16 protein-coding genes and 1 pseudogene are annotated in these 16,890 nt (G+C 67.7%); 7 read left to right on the forward strand and 10 right to left on the reverse strand.

Annotated elements, in window-relative coordinates:
* The first annotated feature begins 57 nt into the window (after nt 1-57).
* From O159_RS01970 to O159_RS01980, 3 genes are all read left to right on the forward strand, one after another.
* Nucleotides 58-786, forward strand: a complete 729-nt coding sequence (locus O159_RS01970) for an MIP/aquaporin family protein (protein ID WP_043993911.1) — start codon at nt 58-60, stop codon at nt 784-786.
* 85 nt (nt 787-871) lie between these two features.
* The gene (glpK, locus tag O159_RS01975; RefSeq protein WP_021754090.1) at nt 872-2,392 is read left to right on the forward strand and encodes a glycerol kinase GlpK; all 1,521 of its coding nucleotides are present in this window, start codon (nt 872-874) and stop codon (nt 2,390-2,392) included.
* A gap of 171 nt (nt 2,393-2,563) precedes the next feature.
* Nucleotides 2,564-2,959, forward strand: a complete 396-nt coding sequence (locus O159_RS01980) for a hypothetical protein (RefSeq protein WP_043993442.1) — start codon at nt 2,564-2,566, stop codon at nt 2,957-2,959.
* Nucleotides 2,960-3,007: 48 nt separating this feature from the next.
* Here O159_RS01980 and O159_RS01985 read toward each other — a convergent pair whose 3' ends face one another.
* From O159_RS01985 to sdhC, 9 genes and pseudogenes are all read right to left on the reverse strand, one after another.
* Nucleotides 3,008-3,604, reverse strand: a complete 597-nt coding sequence (locus O159_RS01985) for a GNAT family N-acetyltransferase (protein ID WP_021754092.1) — start codon at nt 3,602-3,604, stop codon at nt 3,008-3,010.
* Nucleotides 3,601-4,614 (reverse strand): tryptophan--tRNA ligase, encoded by a 1,014-nt coding sequence (trpS, locus tag O159_RS01990; protein ID WP_021754093.1) that lies wholly within the window; start codon nt 4,612-4,614, stop codon nt 3,601-3,603. Before trpS ends, O159_RS01985 begins: the two co-directional genes overlap by 4 nt.
* Nucleotides 4,615-4,646: 32 nt before the next feature.
* Nucleotides 4,647-5,483, reverse strand: coding sequence for an exodeoxyribonuclease III (locus tag O159_RS01995; protein WP_021754094.1), 837 nt, complete (start codon nt 5,481-5,483; stop codon nt 4,647-4,649).
* 9 nt (nt 5,484-5,492) lie between these two features.
* Complete coding sequence (locus O159_RS02000) at nt 5,493-6,704, reverse strand: YihY/virulence factor BrkB family protein (RefSeq protein WP_021754095.1); 1,212 nt, start codon at nt 6,702-6,704, stop codon at nt 5,493-5,495.
* 275 nt (nt 6,705-6,979) lie between these two features.
* Nucleotides 6,980-7,838 (reverse strand): annotated as a pseudogene (locus O159_RS13670) (IS5 family transposase).
* A 106-nt stretch (nt 7,839-7,944) separates the two neighbouring features.
* Entirely contained in the window at nt 7,945-8,709 is a 765-nt protein-coding gene (locus O159_RS02010) for a succinate dehydrogenase iron-sulfur subunit (RefSeq protein WP_021754096.1), read from the reverse strand.
* Nucleotides 8,709-10,511 (reverse strand): succinate dehydrogenase flavoprotein subunit, encoded by a 1,803-nt coding sequence (sdhA, locus tag O159_RS02015; protein ID WP_021754097.1) that lies wholly within the window; start codon nt 10,509-10,511, stop codon nt 8,709-8,711. Before sdhA ends, O159_RS02010 begins: the two co-directional genes overlap by 1 nt.
* 22 nt (nt 10,512-10,533) lie before the next feature.
* The gene (locus O159_RS02020) at nt 10,534-10,977 is read right to left on the reverse strand and encodes a succinate dehydrogenase hydrophobic membrane anchor subunit (RefSeq protein WP_021754098.1); all 444 of its coding nucleotides are present in this window, start codon (nt 10,975-10,977) and stop codon (nt 10,534-10,536) included.
* A 1-nt stretch (nt 10,978) separates the two neighbouring features.
* The gene (gene sdhC / locus O159_RS02025) at nt 10,979-11,395 is read right to left on the reverse strand and encodes a succinate dehydrogenase, cytochrome b556 subunit (protein ID WP_081689921.1); all 417 of its coding nucleotides are present in this window, start codon (nt 11,393-11,395) and stop codon (nt 10,979-10,981) included.
* A gap of 167 nt (nt 11,396-11,562) precedes the next feature.
* Here sdhC and O159_RS02030 point away from each other — a divergent pair, with 167 nt between their 5' ends.
* The gene (locus O159_RS02030; RefSeq protein WP_043993443.1) at nt 11,563-11,787 is read left to right on the forward strand and encodes a hypothetical protein; all 225 of its coding nucleotides are present in this window, start codon (nt 11,563-11,565) and stop codon (nt 11,785-11,787) included.
* A gap of 194 nt (nt 11,788-11,981) precedes the next feature.
* Here O159_RS02030 and O159_RS02035 read toward each other — a convergent pair whose 3' ends face one another.
* Nucleotides 11,982-13,100, reverse strand: a complete 1,119-nt coding sequence (locus O159_RS02035; protein WP_021754101.1) for a mannose-1-phosphate guanylyltransferase — start codon at nt 13,098-13,100, stop codon at nt 11,982-11,984.
* Nucleotides 13,101-13,174: 74 nt separating this feature from the next.
* Here O159_RS02035 and O159_RS02040 point away from each other — a divergent pair, with 74 nt between their 5' ends.
* The 3 genes from O159_RS02040 (at nt 13,175) to O159_RS02050 (ending at nt 16,877) form a co-directional block, all read left to right on the forward strand.
* The gene (locus O159_RS02040) at nt 13,175-14,344 is read left to right on the forward strand and encodes a glycosyltransferase family 4 protein (protein WP_021754102.1); all 1,170 of its coding nucleotides are present in this window, start codon (nt 13,175-13,177) and stop codon (nt 14,342-14,344) included.
* A 65-nt stretch (nt 14,345-14,409) separates the two neighbouring features.
* Entirely contained in the window at nt 14,410-15,543 is a 1,134-nt protein-coding gene (locus tag O159_RS02045; RefSeq protein WP_043993444.1) for a magnesium and cobalt transport protein CorA, read from the forward strand.
* 248 nt (nt 15,544-15,791) lie between these two features.
* Nucleotides 15,792-16,877: a BMP family lipoprotein gene (locus O159_RS02050; protein ID WP_021754104.1), complete on the forward strand. Its 1,086-nt coding sequence runs from the start codon at nt 15,792-15,794 to the stop codon at nt 16,875-16,877.
* The last annotated feature ends 13 nt before the right edge of the window (nt 16,878-16,890 follow it).

Consider the following 16,890-nt stretch of genomic DNA (forward strand, 5'->3'; position numbering starts at 1 on the left):
GAGGTCAACGTGGACAATATCGGTGTGGATTTCCTGTCCGAACTGGTCGGAACGGCGATGCTGGCCCTTCTCGGTACGGGTGTCGTGGCGAATGTCGCTCTTGTCAAGAACAAGGGCTTCAACGGCGGGTTCCTGATGGTGAACATCGGCTGGGGCATCGCGGTGTTCTCGGGTGTCGTCGTCGCTTACAACTCGGGCGCCCACTTGAACCCGGCGGTGACGCTCGGCCTGTGGGCCAACGGCGCGACCCAGTTCGGCAATAAAGACGCCCATACCCTCGTGGATGTGAGCTTCGCCACGGTCGTGCTCTTCATCCTGGCTCAGCTGATCGGCGCCTTCATCGGCGCCGTTCTCACCTGGCTGGCCTACAAGAAGCACTTTGACGAGGAGCCCGAGCCCGCCAACAAGCTCGGTGTGTTCTCGACCGGCCCGGCCATCCGCAGCTACGCGTGGAACCTCATCACAGAGATCGTCGGCACGTTCGTCCTGGTCTTCGTCGTGATCGGCTTCGGCCACCAGCCCGGCAACAATGTCGGCCTCGGCGCGCTCGGCGCGCTCCCCGTCGCCCTGCTGGTGATCGGCATCGGCGCGAGCCTCGGCGGTCCGACCGGGTATGCGATCAACCCGGCCCGTGACCTCGGCCCTCGCCTCGCGCACGCCGTGCTGCCGATCAAAGGCAAGGGCTCCAGCGACTGGTCCTACTCCTGGGTACCGGTCGTCGGCCCGATCGTCGGCGGTCTCCTGGCAGGCTGGCTGGCCATCCTCCTGCTGCCGATCCTGATGTGAGAGCCCGACTCAGGCACAACCCGGGGCCGGCCGGGAGATCCGGCCGACCCTCTCCGTCTCACCCCCGAACAAAGGAGTCATCTCTATGGCCGAGTACATCGTCGCCATCGACCAAGGCACAACAAGCACCCGGGCGATCATCTTCGACAAGTCCGGGTCGATCGTCTCGACCGGGCAATTGGAGCACGAGCAGATCTTCCCGAAGCCGGGCTGGGTCGAGCACAACCCCGTCGAGATCTGGAACAACACCCGCGAGGTCATCGGGCAGGCCCTCTCGAAGGCCGATCTGACCCGCCACGACATCGCGGCGGTGGGCATCACCAACCAGCGCGAGACCGCGGTGGTGTGGGACAAGAACACCGGGGAGCCGGTCTACAACGCGATCGTCTGGCAGGACACCCGAACGCAGCCGATCGTGGACCGGCTCGCCGCGGAGGGCGGTGTCGAGCGGTTCAAGCCGATCGTGGGACTCCCGCTCGCGACCTACTTCTCGGGTACCAAGATCGTCTGGATACTCGAGAACGTCGAGGGGGCCCGCGAGCGCGCCGAACGCGGCGATCTGCTGTTCGGCACCACCGACAGCTGGGTCCTCTGGAACCTCACCGGTGGCACCGACGGCGGTGTGCATGCCACCGACGTGACCAACGCCTCCCGCACCATGTTCATGGACCTGGAGACGCTGAGCTGGCGGGACGACATCCTCGACGCGTTCGGGGTGCCGAAGTCGATGCTCCCGGAGATCAAGAGCTCCTCCGAGGTCTACGGCACGGTCGAACCGTCGAGCCTGCTGCGCGAGGTGCCCGTGGCGGGCATCCTCGGCGACCAGCAGGCCGCCACATTCGGCCAGGCCGCGTTCGATCCGGGCGAGTCCAAGAACACCTACGGCACCGGCAACTTCCTCATCTTCAACACGGGTGAGGAGATCGTCCACTCCAAGAACGGTCTGCTGACGACGCTCGGCTACAAGCTGGGCGATGCGAAACCGCACTACGCCCTGGAGGGCTCGATCGCCGTCACCGGCTCGCTGGTGCAGTGGCTGCGGGACAACCTCGGCATCATCTCCAGCGCTCCGGAGATCGAGGAGCTGGCCAAAACGGTCGAGGACAACGGCGGCGCGTACTTCGTGCCGGCGTTCTCCGGTCTGTTCGCGCCGTACTGGCGGGCGGACGCGCGCGGTGCGCTCGTGGGCCTGACCCGCTATGTGAACAAGGGGCACATCGCCCGGGCCGCCCTGGAAGCGACCGCTTTCCAGACCCGCGAGGTGCTGGACGCGGTGAACGCCGACTCGGGCGTCGACCTCACGGAGCTGAAGGTGGACGGCGGCATGATCGCCAACAACACCCTGATGCAGTTCCAGGCCGACATCCTGGGCGTCCCCGTCGTTCGTCCGGTCGTCGCAGAGACCACCGCTCTCGGCGCCGCCTACGCCGCCGGCCTCGTCACCGGCTTCTGGGAGAACCTGGACGACCTGCGCAAGAACTGGCAGGAGGACCGCCGTTGGGAGCCCACGATGGACGCCGCCGAGCGCGACCGCCAGCTCCGCCTCTGGAAGAAGGCCGTGACGAAGACCTTCGACTGGGTGGATGACGACGTGCAGAACGGCTGACCCCTCACACGCGGAAGCGCCGTCCGGCTGGGGCCGGGCGGCGCTTCCGCGCGCCGGGCGCTGTCCGCCCCGAACTGGGGCCAGCAACCGGTTTCGTCCGCATTTTCGAGGACACTAGTCTCGGTCATACCTCGTGGCACCGAACGGCGGGGGCGGAAAGGGGTGGTTCCGATGGACATCAACGGCATCCACATCGCGGACACAGCGCTGCTGCGTGTGCTGGCTGGCCTTCAGCCGGGCACACCGGTCGTGTTCGTCTCGGACAACGCGCCGTGGGCGCCGGCGCCGGCGCTGCGCTGGCACGAGTCGCTGGCGACGGCGGTCGCCCGAGCGGTGCGGATCAGCGACGCGGTCCCGATCCTCGGCTGGCTAGAAGAGCCGATGGACGACCACGCCTACGAGAGCGCGTTCACCGTCATGGGCATCGCGGCGCACAGCGTGAACGGCCGCCTGCGCACCGTCCTGCTGACGGCTCAGGAGATGAACAGGGCGCTCCCGGAGCAGGCCCTGGTCATCCAAGTGCCGGGTACCGGCTCGGCGTGGACCTTCGCCCTCGTCACCCGCTGACATGGCAGCGGGGTGCGGTCGAGGCGAACAGCACGACCCGCGGAGCGGTCACAGCGACAGCTGCACGAAGGTCGCGTCCGGCCAGTCGCCGGCCGGCGCCCGTGGGTCGTCGGCGAGCATTCCCGCCTGCCAGCGGTCGCGGCGGACCCCGCCCTGCGTGACCCCGAGCCGTGCTGTGCCCTCGAACCGGAACCCGGCTCGGCGGGCGACGGCGGCGCTCGCCGCGTTGCCCGCGATGGCGTGCCACACCACCCGGTGCAGGCCGAGACCGGACGGTGCGCCCGCGAAGGCGAAATCGAGCACCAGCGCCACCGCTTCGGACATGTAGCCGCGGCCACGCGCCTCCCAGCCCAGCCAGAAGCCGATCTCGGCGGCGCCGTCGTGGATCTCGTGCAGTCCGACCACCCCGTGCAGCGCGCCCTCCGCCCGGATGCCCCAGGTGCAGACCCGGCCGCTCGCCCAGCCGTCCGCCACCATTCCGGTGACGAAGCCCTCGCCGTCGGAACGGCGGTAAGGGCTGGGCACTGTCGTCCACGCGGAGACCTCGGGATCTTGGCAGAGCTCCACGATCCGGTCGATGTCGTCCGTCGTCGGTGCGGCGAGCGTCACCCGCTCCCCGGTCAGCACCACCGGCCCCGCGGTCATCGGCGCGCGGGTCGCAGGAAGCCGATGGCTTCGTAGGCTTTGGCGAGCGTGACCTCGGCGGTCTCGCTCGCCTGGGCGGCGTTGCCGGCCAGGATGCGGTCGAGCTCGGCCGGGTCGGCCAGCAGCTCCAGGGTGCGCTCGCGAACGGGGCCGAGAGCGTCGACCACCACCTCCACAAGCCCCTTCTTGAAGTCGCCGTAGCCCTTGCCCTCGTAGTCGAGCTCGATCTCCTGGACGGCCCGGCCCGACAGCGCGGAGTAGATGCTGAGCAGGTTGCTGATGCCCGGTTTGCCCGCGCGGTCGTACGAGACCACACCGTCGGTGTCGGTCACGGCGCGCATGATCTTCTTGCGGGTGATGTCCGGCTCGTCCAGAAGCCGGACGATCCCCGCTTCGGAGTCGGCGGACTTAGACATCTTCGCCTCGGGGCTCTGCAGGTCGTAGATGCGCGCTCCGTCCTTCAGGATCATGGCCTGCGGCACCACGAAGGTCTCGCCGAACCGGCTGTTGAAGCGCTCGGCCAGATCGCGGGTCAGCTCGACGTGCTGGCGCTGGTCGTCGCCGACCGGGACCACGTCGGCGTCGAACAGCAGGATGTCGGCGGCCATGAGCACCGGATAGGTGAACAGCCCGACCGAGGTCGCCTCGGCGCCCTGTTTGGCGGATTTGTCTTTGAATTGCGTCATGCGCGCGGCCTCGCCGTAGCCGGTGATGGTGCTCAGCACCCAGGCGAGCTGCGCGTGCGCCGGAACGTGCGACTGCACGTAGAGGGTGGAAGCGGACGGGTCGATGCCCGCCGCGATGTACTGGGCAGCGGTGCGGCGCGTCTTCTCGCGGAGGTCGTGAGGGTCCTGCGCCACGGTGATCGCGTGCAGATCGACCACCGAGAAGAAAGCGTCGTGTACCGCCTGCAGGTCCTTCCATTGCAGGAGGGCGCCGACGTAGTTGCCGAGGTGCAGCGAGTCCGCGGAGGGCTGCATTCCCGAGTAGAGGCGGGGGGAGTCAGTCATGTGTGTGCTTTCGGGAAAGTGGAGGTGGAGGGTCAGAGGGCGTAGTCGACGACCACGGGAGTGTGGTCGGACCATCGCTCGTCGTAGGCGGCCGCACGGTCCACCGCGTAGCTCTTCACCGTCGCCGCCAGCGCCGGTGTGGCGAGCTGGTAGTCGATGCGCCAGCCGGTGTCGTTGTCGAAGGCCTGGCCGCGCCATGTCCACCAGGTGTAGGGGCCGTCGACCTCACCGGCCCACTTGCGCCCGACATCCACCCAGCCGAGGCCCGCGCCGTCGTTGTAGCCGGGCTCGTCTTCGGCGCCGAGGATGCGATCGAAGTAGGCGCGCTCCTCCGGGAGGAACCCCGCCCGTTTGACGTTGCCCCTCCAGTTGCGGATGTCGAGGGTGCGGTGGCCGACGTTCAGATCGCCCAGCACGACCGCGTGCTCGCTGTGCGCGGCGAGCTCGGGCAGCCGCGCCTCCACGGCGTCGAGGAAGGTGTACTTGTCGGACTGCTTCGGAGTGCCCGCCTCGCCGGAGTGGACGTAGGCGCTGACCACGGTGATCGCTTTCCCGCCCACTTCGTAGTCCGCTTCGAGCCAGCGGCCGGCGCTGTCGAAGCCGGCCGGCCCGAGCCCCGCCCGGTGGGTCGCTGCGCGGTGCCGGGAGGCGATCGCGACGCCCGCCCTGCCCTTCGCGGTGGCCGGGTCGTGCAGGATGTCCCACTCGTCGCCGAGCAGCCCCAGCAGGTCGTCGGTGGAGGCGCGCACCTCCTGGATGGCCAGGATGTCGACATCGCGGGCGGCGAGCCACTCCCCCATGCCTCTGCGGAACGCGGCACGGATGCCGTTGACGTTGATCGTCGCGATGCGCAGGTGTTCAGAGGGCATGGTCCCACCCTAGCGGGGACGGCCGACGCTCCCTCCGTCGAGCAGATCGTCGAGCCGGCGCTCAGCCCTCTCGGCTTTCCGCTGGGCGCCGGGCCGGGCCAGGAAGCGCGCGGCGGCGAGGGCGTCCCGCGCGTTCTGCAGCTCCGCCTCAGCGACGAGGACGCGCGCCCGATACTCGGCCGCGGCGCGCTCGGCTGCGGCCTGCTCGGGCGTGATCGCGCGCGGCGAGATCCCGCTGTCGAACATCCCGACCGCGATCCAGGAAGCCGACAGCAGGATCACGCGCGAGACGAGGTTGAACCAGAACAGCAGACCGACGAACACCGCGAAGGTCGCCAGCAGCGGATTCCTGGTCGCCGCGCCGAGCAGCAGACCGCCGAGGGCGCTCAGCCCGGCGAGCACCAGCGCCCCGAGCAGCACGCCGGAGAACAGGTTCCGCCAGGGGATCGCGACACGCGACATAACCCGGAACAGTGCGCCCAGCGTGACGATGTTCAACAGGACCGACACCAGCAGACCCGACAGCCTCGCCACGGCGCTGGTCCAGAACGAGTCGGAGCTGAGCCCCACCAGCGCGAGCACGAAGGTGAGCGCCTGCGTGCTCGCGAACGTCAGAAGTGCGGAGAACACGAGCACCAGCCCGAAAGCGAGCGCGAGGAACAGATCGCGGATCTTCTGCAGCACGTAGTTCGTTGTGTCCCGGCTGAGCCCGAACACGGCACGGACCGCCTGGCGTGTGTAGTAAAGCCAGCCGATGGCCGTCCAGAGCAATCCGACCGCGGCGACGACCCCCGCCCACCCGAACGCCGTCGCCTGCGACAGCTGCGACGAGTCGATCACCCCGGTGCTGGTGGAGGTCTGGAGCAGACCGGGGACCGCCCGGTTGATGAGCGAGACCAGCGCGTCGAAGAACTCCGGATTGCTGTTCAGCCCGATGCCCGCCACCGAGAAACCGAGCCAGATGGCCGCGAAGATCGCGAACAGCGACTGGAAACCCATCCCGGCGGCCCGCAGGTTGCCATCGGAGTGGGCGTAGTTGAGGTAGACGCGGGAGGGCCGCAGCGCCTGCACCCGCTTCGCCCAGCGCGAGACCCGCGCAACCGGCCGCTCAAGCCGTTCGCGCAGCGGCTCCGTCGGCGTGACTGTTCCCTCGGTGCGCTGCAGGGCGGGATCGGGCCGGACGGGGGCCGGCTTCGCCGGGCGACGGGAGTTCTGTGGCACGCAGCAAGGATAGCGAGGTGCGTGGGCGGCAGCGCCGGGCAGGGGATGTCCTCCTCCGCGTTTGGCGAGAAGGCCGCCCGAGGGAATCGAGGTCACCGTGAACCCCTGCGATCGAATCGCGTCGGCGACGATCCGCTGACCCGCTTCGTGGTCGCTGGAGAGGAAGAGCTCGTGTGCGGTCGCCGTGGTCTTTGCTGGGGTCCGGGTCCGGGGTTCGTGTCAGATTTTAGGACTCGCAGATACGTCGCAAGATGCCAAGCGTCTTAGAGATGGTTTCAGTAGTCGTTTTTGGTGAGTTTGCGGGCGCTGGTGATCGCGATTGCTAGAGCGACGAGCGCCGTGATCGTTGAGGCGGTGCGGTCGTAGCGAGTGGCGAGTTTCCGGAAGGCGAGGATCCAGGCCATGGTGCGTTCGACTACCCAACAGTGTTTACCCAGTCACTGTTTGGAGTCGACTCCGATTCGTGCGATGCGTGCCTTGATCCCACGACAACGCAGGTAACAGCGGACGCGGCGGTTGTCGTAAGCCTTATCGGCGTGGAAGATAACCGGGCGGCGTCTGGGCCGACCGCGGCCGACGCCCTTGATCGCGGTGATGTTGTCTAACACAGGTTCCACGAGCATGGAGTCGTGTCGGTTGGCGCCGGAGATCTCCACATGCAGCGGGAGTCCGTTGCGGTCGGTCAGGACATGGTACTTGGTGCCCCGTTTCCCACGATCCGTGGGGTTAGGTCCAGTGAGATCGCCCCCCTTTTCGCCCGGACACTTACGGAGTCCAGGCAGGTTCTTGACCAGTCGATCATGCCAGCCTGGCCGAGTTCGTCGAGCATGATCTTCCGCAGTGCATCCCACGCGCCCGCTTCGGACCATTCACGCAGACGCCGCCAACAAGTGACCCCGGACCCATACCCCAACTCGGGCGGGAGCTTCTCCACGGGATCCCCGTCAGCAGCACGAACACGATCCCAGCGAACACCTTCCGGTCAGGAACCCGAGGCTGCCCAGCCCGCCCATTGACCACAGGCGGCCGAGGCGGAATCAACGGCTCCAGCCGCTCCCACAACATATCCGTAATGAACCGATCCTCAGCAAGCGTCGACACTCGACCAGCATCCCCGCTAACCAGCCACAACAACCACCGCCACGCCGACTACTGAAACCACCTCTAAGTGCCTGTCGGCGAAAAGCAGACGCCTCCCCGGCTGACTCAGCCGGGGAGGCGTCGGAAAGCTCCTGGGGCGCTACGGCTTCCCGCGCATGATGGCCTGCTTGACCTCGGCGATGGCCTGCGTGACCTGGATGCCCCGGGGGCAGGCGTCGGTGCAGTTGAAGGTCGTGCGGCAGCGCCACACTCCCTCTTTGTCGTTGAGGATGTCGAGGCGCACCTGCGCGTTGTCGTCCCGCGAATCGAAGATGAAGCGGTGCGCGTTGACGATGGCCGCCGGGCCGAAGTACTGGCCGTCGGTCCAGAACACGGGGCAGGACGACGTACACGCGGCGCAGAGGATGCACTTCGTGGTGTCGTCGAAGCGGGCGCGGTCGGCGACCGACTGGATGCGCTCTTTGTCTTTCTCCGGCTTGGAGTTCGCGACCAGGAACGGCTGCACTTCGCGGTAGCTGGCGAAGAACGGCTCCATGTCGACGATGAGGTCCTTCTCCAGCGGCAGGCCCTTGATGGCTTCGACATAGATGGGCTTGGAGACGTCCAGGTCTTTGATGAGCGTCTTGCAGGCCAGCCGGTTGCGGCCGTTGATGCGCATCGCGTCCGAGCCGCAGATGCCGTGGGCGCACGAATGGCGGAAGGTGAGGGAGCCGTCCTGCTCCCACTTGATCTTGTGCAGGGCGTCCAGGATGCGGTCGGTCGGGTACATCTCGACGTCGAAGTCCTGCCAGCGCGGCTCGGTGTCCGCGTCCGGGTCGAACCGGCGGATGATCAGCGTCACGGTGAACGACGGCACGAGGGCCTCGGGAGCCGGGGGAGTTTCGAGCACGGCGGCGGTGGACATCAGTACTTCCTCTCCATCGGCTGATAGTGCGTCACGACGACCGGCTTCCAGTCGAGCGTGATGTGGTCTGCCGCGTCCGCCGAGTGGGGGTCGCCGGTGAGGTAGGCCATCGTGTGCTTCATGTAGTTCTCGTCGTCGCGCTTCGGGAAGTCGTCGCGCATGTGGCCGCCGCGGGACTCCTTGCGGTTGCGCGCGGAGTAGACGACGACCTCGGCGAGGTCGAGCAGGAAGCCGAGCTCCACGGCCTCCAGCAGATCGGTGTTGTAGCGCTTGCCCTTGTCCTGAACGACCACGTTCTTGTAGCGCTCGCGGAGCGTGTGGATGGTGCCGGTGACCTTCTCCAGAGACTCGTCGGTGCGCAACACCTGGGCATTCCGGTCCATCTCGTCCTGCAGCTCCTTGCGGATCGCGGCGATGCGCTCGGCGCCGGTGGAGTTGCGCAGGCCCTCGATGAGCTCGCGGACGTTCTTCGCCGGGTCCTCCGGCAGCGGCACGGCCGTGGCCGTCTTGACGTACTCGACCGCGTTGTTTCCGGCGCGCTTGCCGAACACATTGATGTCGAGCAGCGAGTTGGTGCCGAGCCGGTTGGAGCCGTGAACCGAGACGCACGCGCACTCGCCCGCGGCGTACAGGCCGGGCACGACGGTCGTGTTGTCGCGCAGCACCTTGGCGCTGACATTGGTCGGGATGCCGCCCATCGCGTAGTGCGCGGTCGGCATCACCGGCACCGGCTCGACCACGGGGTCGACGCCGAGGTACGTGCGGGCGAACTCGGTGATGTCCGGGAGCTTCGTCTCCAGCACCTCGGCGCCCAGGTGCGTGCAGTCGAGCAGCACGTAGTCCTTGTGGGGCCCCGCGCCGCGGCCCTCGGCGACTTCCTGCACCATGCAGCGGGCGACGATGTCGCGCGGTGCGAGGTCCTTGATGGTCGGGGCGTAGCGCTCCATGAACCGCTCGCCGGAGGCGTTGCGGAGGATAGCGCCCTCGCCGCGGGCGCCCTCGGTGAGCAGGATGCCGAGGCCGGCCAGGCCGGTCGGGTGGAACTGGAAGAACTCCATGTCCTCCAGCGGCAGACCTTTGCGCCAGATGATCCCGACGCCGTCGCCGGTGAGGGTGTGGGCGTTGGAGGTGGTCTTGAAGATCTTGCCGAAGCCGCCGGTGGCGAAGACGATCGCCTTCGAGTGGAAGACGTGCAGCTCGCCGGTCGCCAGCTCGTAGGCGACGACGCCCGCGGGCTGGTCGACCCCATCGACGTCGTTCATGATCACGTCGAGCACGTAGAACTCGTTGAAGAAGGTGATGCCGAGCTTGACGCAGTTCTGGAACAGCGTCTGCAGGATCATGTGGCCCGTGCGGTCGGCCGCGTAGCACGCCCGGCGGACCGGCGCCTTGCCGTGGTCGCGGGTGTGCCCGCCGAAGCGGCGCTGGTCGATCGTGCCCTCGGGCGTCCGGTTGAACGGCAGGCCCATGTTCTCGAGGTCGATGACGGCGTCGATGGCCTCCTTCGCGAGGATCTCGGCCGCGTCCTGGTCGACGAGGTAGTCGCCGCCCTTGACCGTGTCGAAGGTGTGCCACTCCCAGCTGTCCTCCTCCACGTTGGCGAGCGCTGCGGCCATGCCGCCCTGCGCCGCGCCGGTGTGGGAGCGGGTGGGGTAGAGCTTGGAGATGACCGCGACTTTGGCGTGCGGTCCGGCCTCGATGGCCGCGCGCATCCCGGCGCCGCCGGCGCCGACGATGACGATGTCGAACTCGTGGTAGTGGACGCCGTCGATGACGATGGATTCGGTCGTTTCAGTTGTCACAGCTCTTTGTTTTCCGTCAGTCTCACTTGGCCGGGCAGAACGAGGACAGCTGGTCGGCTGCGGCGCCGGCCGGGCACGGGTCGAACGTGAAGATCACGAGGGTGCCCAGCACGATCAGTACGACGACCGCGGCGGCGATGGCCCACTTGAGGATGCGGTTGAGCGTCGCATTGACGGTGTAGTCGTTGACCAGGGTCCGCATCCCGTTGCCGCCGTGGATGAGGGCCAGCCACAGCATCAGCAGGTCCCAGACCTGCCAGAATGGGGCGGCGTACTTGCCCGCGACGAAGGCGAAGTCGATCTGCTTCACGCCGTCGTCGAGGACGAGGTTGATCAGCAGGTGGCCGAAGATGAGGACGACCAGCAGCACGCCCGAGGCGCGCATGTAGATCCAGCCCCACTTCTCCCAGTTGTTCCTTCTCGTGCCGGTCCGGGCCGGCGTGCGCGGCGTTTCGATGGTCGTCACGTCAGTTCGCCTCCGAGAGGATGTGGATCAGCTGCACCGGGACGAACCCGGCCATCAGGACCGCCCAGAGCGCGATGACGATCCAGAACATGACCTTCTGGTACTTGACGCCTTTGCTCCAGAAGTCGATCAGGATGATGCGCAGGCCGTTGAAGGCGTGGAACACGATGGCAGCGACCAGGGCGATCTCGCCGAGTCCTATGATCGGGTTCTTGTACGTGCCGATGACCGCGTTGTACGCCTCCGGGCTGACCCGGATGAGCGAGGTGTCCAGGATGTGGACGAGAAGGAAGAAGAAGATGGCCACACCGGTGATGCGGTGGAGGACCCACGACCACATTCCTTCGCGGCCATGGTACAGGGTTCCCCCGGGCCGGTTCTTTGTCGGTTGCAGGGTCCCTGCCGCTTGCTCTGGCACGAACAACCCTCCCTGGGTGCATGTCGCTGACGGAAGGCGCGGATAGCGCACCCTCATTCTATGCGGCACGGGCCTCCCACGCCTCTTAGGGTGTCCTCAGCTCTCTCGACCTCGAGATAAGTGCGCGACCGGTTGACGGGAAGTGGCTGCGGCGTACCGTCCGGGCTATGACACAGGACGAACCCGTCATGGACGGGAGCACGGAGGCCGCCGACAGTGCGAAAATGGCCGGCATCGTGGAGCAGGTGCGCGCCGATATGCAACTGCTGCCGCTGGAAGGCAGCGAGAAGCTGCTGCGCGAGCGCTTCGACCAGGCCGGTCTCGCGGTGGACGATGCGGAGATCAGCCGGATCGCGCGCGATGTGCAAAGCGGCCCGTCGGTGGTGGACTGAGCCTCATTCCCTGCGCTGCGGGGTGCTGCGCCTGCGGGGTGGTAAAGGGAGGAGTCTTCGGCCGATCCGGTGCAGATTTCCTCCTTTCCCATGCTCTCCTTCTGAGCTGCGCCGAGATCTCCTCCCTTTTCGGCGCGGGGACGCCCGCGGGGAGTGTGCCCGCTGTGGTGCGCCGCCCGCTGCGGCGGCGTCGGCTACAGCACGTCGGTCGAGCCGGTCAGCTTGAGCGCGTCCACGACCGCCTTCACCCGCTGCGCGTTCTCGCTCGTCGTCACGAGGAGGGCGTCGGGGGTGTCCACGACGACGATGTCTTTCACACCGATGAGACTGATGACGCGCTTCGACCGGCTGACGACGATGCCGCTGGACGCATCGGAGAGCACCCGGGCGTCTTCCCCGAGGATGGCGAGATCCGATTTGCGCCCGCCCGAGTTCAGCTTCGCCAGCGAGGCGAAGTCGCCCACATCGTCCCAGTCGAAGGAGCCCGGGATGACCGCGAGGCGGCCGCCGGCGGCGGCGGGCTCTGCCACCGAGTAGTCGATGGCGATCTTCTCGAGCGCCGGCCAGATCCGGTCGACGGCGGGCCCGCGGGTGGCCGGGTCGTCCCAGGCCGCGGCGAGTTCCTGGAGTCCGGCGAGGAGCTGCGGGCGGGAGCGGCCGATCTCCTCCAGCAGGCGGCTGGCGCGGGCGATGAACATCCCCGCGTTCCACAGGTGCCGGCCGCCGGCGAGGTAGCGTTCGGCGGTGGCGTGGTCGGGTTTCTCGACGAAGGAGTCGGCCGTCAGCGCGCTCGGGGCGCCGGCGACGGCGAGGGCGGCGCCGGTCTGGATGTAGCCGAAGCCGACGGCCGCCTCGGTCGGCTTGATGCCGATCGTGGCGATGTAGCCGGCATCGGCGGCGGCGGCGGCTTCGCGCACGGCGGCGGCGAAGAGCGGTTCGTTCTGGATGACGTGATCGGCCGCGAACGAGCCGACGATGACACCGGGCTCCCGCCGTTCCAGGATCGCAGCGGCCAGCCCGATCGCGGCCGTCGAGTCCCGCGGCTCCGACTCCAGGACGATGTTCGGATCGGTGAGCGCGGGCAGTTGCGCCTCCACCGCGGCCCGGTGCGCCCGCCCGGTGACGACCATGATCCGCTGCTCGCCCGCGAGCGGGGCCAGTCTGTCCCAGGTGTCCCGCAGCAGGGTCTGACCCGATCCGGTCAGGTCGTGCAGGAACTTCGGAGCGTCGGCCCGGGAGAGCGGCCACAGACGGGAACCGATGCCGCCCGCGGGGATGACGCCGTAGAAGCGGTCGAGGGGGGATGTCGTCATGGCGAAAGAATACCGAGCGGCCCTGGACACCTGCCGTTCACGGACGAGACACCCGCGCGGCGCACACTGGCGGTATGCGCGTCGCCATCGTCAGCGAGAGCTTCCTCCCCACGGTGAACGGGGTCACGACGAGCGTCCTGCGGGTGCTCGAACAGCTGGCCGCGCTCGGGCACGAGGCGATCGTGATCTGTCCGGACGCGGGCGCGCCGGCGGAATACGCTGGCTTCCGCATCCACCAGGTGCCGTCGATCGCTTACCGGCAGTTTCCGGTGGGGCTGCCGAGCCCGCAGGTGCAGCGCATCCTGGCCCGGTTCGCGCCCGATGTGCTGCACGCGGCATCGCCGTTCTTCCTGGGCGCTCAGGCGATCGCGGCGGCCAACCGGCTGGGGGTGCCGTCGGTCGCGGTCTATCAGACGGATGTCGCCGGTTTCGCGCGGCGGAACGGCTTCGGGATGACGTCGGCCATCGCCGGGAAGTACGTCGCCTGGGTCCACGAGGGCGCCGATGTGACCCTCGCGCCCTCCGCCGCCTCCGAGTACGACCTGAGGACGGCGGGAGTGAAGCCGCTGGGGCGCTGGGGCCGCGGGGTGGACCTGGAGCGTTACCACCCGAACAATCGCACCGCCCGCGCGGCCGTCGAACTGCGCGAGCGGCTGTCTCCGCACGGGGAGACGGTCGTGGGCTACGTCGGACGGGTCGCCCCGGAGAAGCAGGTGGAGCGCCTGGCCTCGCTGCGCGGCTTGCCGGGTGTGTCGGTGGCGATCGTGGGCGATGGGCCGTCGCTCCCGGCCGTCTCCGAGGCGCTGAGCGGGATGGAGGTCGCCTGGCTCGGGCGGCTCAGCGGCGCCGACCTCGCGGCAGCGTACGCAGCGTTCGATGTCTTCGTCCACACCGGTTCCGAGGAGACGTTCGGCCAGACCGTGCAGGAGGCGCACGCTTCCGGGCTCCCCGTCGTCGCGCCGCGGGCGGGCGGGCCGATCGACCTCGTCGATCACGGTGTGGACGGGCTGCTGTTCCCGCAGGCCGATGACAGAGCGCTGCGCGCGGCCGTCTCCATGCTGGTCCGGGACGCGCCGCTCCGGCTCCGGATGGGGGAGGCGGGACGGCGGGCTGTGCTCGGGCGCGGCTGGGACGTGCTCGTCGCCGAACTGATCCGGTACTACGAGCACGTCATCGTGAACGCATGCACAGCGACCGCGCAGGAAAGCGGGCAGCGCACCCGCAGACAGCGCGCTTACAGTTAAGTGGCCCAACGCCCCCCGGGCGACCAGCGGCATCCGACTGTCTGCACCCGCACCTGGAGCGAACGATGGCGAACCCGAACCGACGCGGTATCCCGATGCCCTTCACGTCCCGGTCGCGCCGCGGCGACCCTCTCCGTTCGCCATCGCCCTCCCTTGTCGAGCGTTCGCCCGCGCAGCGCTCCAGCATGGTCGACAGCGCGGTCTACGCGGACGGCGTGCGCGTCGCGTCGCCGCAGACCCTGGCCGAGACCTATCGCGCGCTCGACCGCACGCCGGGCGGGGTCGCCTGGATCGGCCTCTACCGGCCGAGCGAGCAGGAGCTCATGTCGCTCGCGGAGGAGTTCAACCTCCACCCGCTCGCAATCGAGGACGCGATCGTCGCGCATCAGCGGCCGAAGCTGGAACGCTACGACACGGTGCTCTTCGTCGTGCTCAAGGCGGCTAACTATCTGGATGTCCCCGAGGAGGTCGACTTCGGCGAGCTGCATCTCTTCGTCGGGCCGAACTTCGTGATCACCGTTCGTCACAGCGAGTCGCCCGACCTCTCCACCGTGCGGCAGCGGATGGAGCGTGAGCGCGACCTGCTCGCCCTCGGTCCGCAGGCCGTCCTGTACGCCATCATCGACGCCGTCGTGGACGCTTACAGCCCCGTGGTCGCGGGTCTCGCCAACGACATCGACGAGATCGAGACGCAGGTGTTCGGCGGGGACGCCCTGGTCTCCCGGCGCATCTACGAACTCTCGCGCGAGGTCATCGACTTCCAGCGCGCCACGCACCCCCTCTCCGCCGTCATGGTGGCGCTGGAACGCGGCTCCTCGAAATACGGCGTGACCCAGGAGCTCGAACGCCGCCTGCGCGATGTCGCCGACCACCTCACCCAGGTGAACGAGCGCGTCGATGGTTTCCGCTACCTGCTGCGCGACATCCTGACGGTGAACTCGACCCTCGTCTCCGAGCGCCAGAACGAGGAGATGACCCGCCTCGCGCACTCCAGCCATCGCCAGGGCGAAGAGGTGAAGAAGATCTCCTCGTGGGCGGCCATCCTGTTCGCGCCCTCGCTCATCGCGGGCGTCTACGGGATGAACTTCACGCATATGCCGGAACTGGAATGGCCGCTGGGCTATCCGATGGCGGTGCTCGCGATGCTGGGGCTGAGCACGCTGCTGTATGCGATCTTCAAGCGGCGCGGGTGGCTGTAGGGCGCGATCGCCTGCCGGGCTCGCGAACGGCCTCCGGCCCCCGTCGAAGGAGGCGGAATCGAGCCGATTCGCTTGCATTGACGCCGGTGTGCTCAAATGAGTACGTGCCAATCCGGCGAGCGTTTGTAGCGCTTGCATGAAGAAGCCGAACGTCCGAACGGTGCGGTTTGTCACATTCGGTAACCTGCATTGCATACCCTGGCCCGCTCTCATCCTGCGCGGGTCCCCGCAGCCTGGAGGAAAAGACCTTGACCATCACAGCTCGTAAGTCCGCGCTCACCGGCCTCGTCGCGGCCGGTGTCGTCGCGCTGCTCGCGGCCTGCGGCTCAGCGCCCAGCTCGTCGAACTCGGCCGGCGCGAACTCGACCTATATGCCCTGCATCGTCTCCGACCAGGGCGGTTTCAACGACCGCTCGTTCAACCAGCTCGGCCTGGAGGGCGTGCAGGAGGCCGCGAAGAAGATCGGCAGCTCCTACAAGCAGGTCCAGTCGAAGAGCGCCAACGACTATCTGCCCAACATCAAGAGTCTGATCCAGCAGGGGTGCAGCGTCATCGTCGCCTCCGGGTTCAACCTGGTCGCGCCGGTGAAGGAGGCCGCCGCCGCGAACCCCAAGGTGAGCTTCGTCATGGTCGACGACAACAGCATCAAGGCCGACAACGTCAAACCGGTCGTCTTCGACACCGACGAGGCCGGATTACTCGCCGGGTACGCGGCGGCGAGCTATTCGAAGACCGGTGTCATCGGCACCTACGGTGGTCAGAAGCTCCCCTCGGTCACGATCTTCATGGACGGCATCGTGGACGGCGTGAAGTACTACAATCAGCAGAAGGGCGCCGACAAGAAGGTCATCGGCTGGGATCTCGCGTCGCAGGACGGCCAGTTCGTCAATAGCTTCGTCGACCTCAACACGTCGAAGACGATCGCCCAGACCATGCTCGGCCAGAACGCCGATGTGCTGGCCCCGATCGGCGGCCCGATCTACCAGGGCGCCGGTGCGGCGATCAAGGACTCCGGCAAGGATGTCACCCTGATCGGGAACGACGCCGATGTCTTCCTCACCGACCAGAACGGCTTCAACAGCCTGTTCCTGACCTCGATCATGAAGAACATCAAGCCGACGGTCGCGACGGTCGTCGAGCAGGCCGCCTCCGGCAGCGCGTTCGACAACTCGCCGTATGTCGGGACGTTGAAGAACAACGGCGTCGGCGTCGCCCCGTTCCACGACTTCGCCTCGAAGATCGACTCCACCCTGAAGAGCGAGCTGGACAAGATTAAGGCCGGCATCGTCGACGGCTCGATCAAGGTCGAGTCGCCGTCGGCGTTCGCCCAGTAGATCGCGCGACCGC

This window comes from Leifsonia xyli subsp. cynodontis DSM 46306, from assembly GCF_000470775.1.
Classification (GTDB): Bacteria; Actinomycetota; Actinomycetes; order Actinomycetales; family Microbacteriaceae; genus Leifsonia; species Leifsonia cynodontis.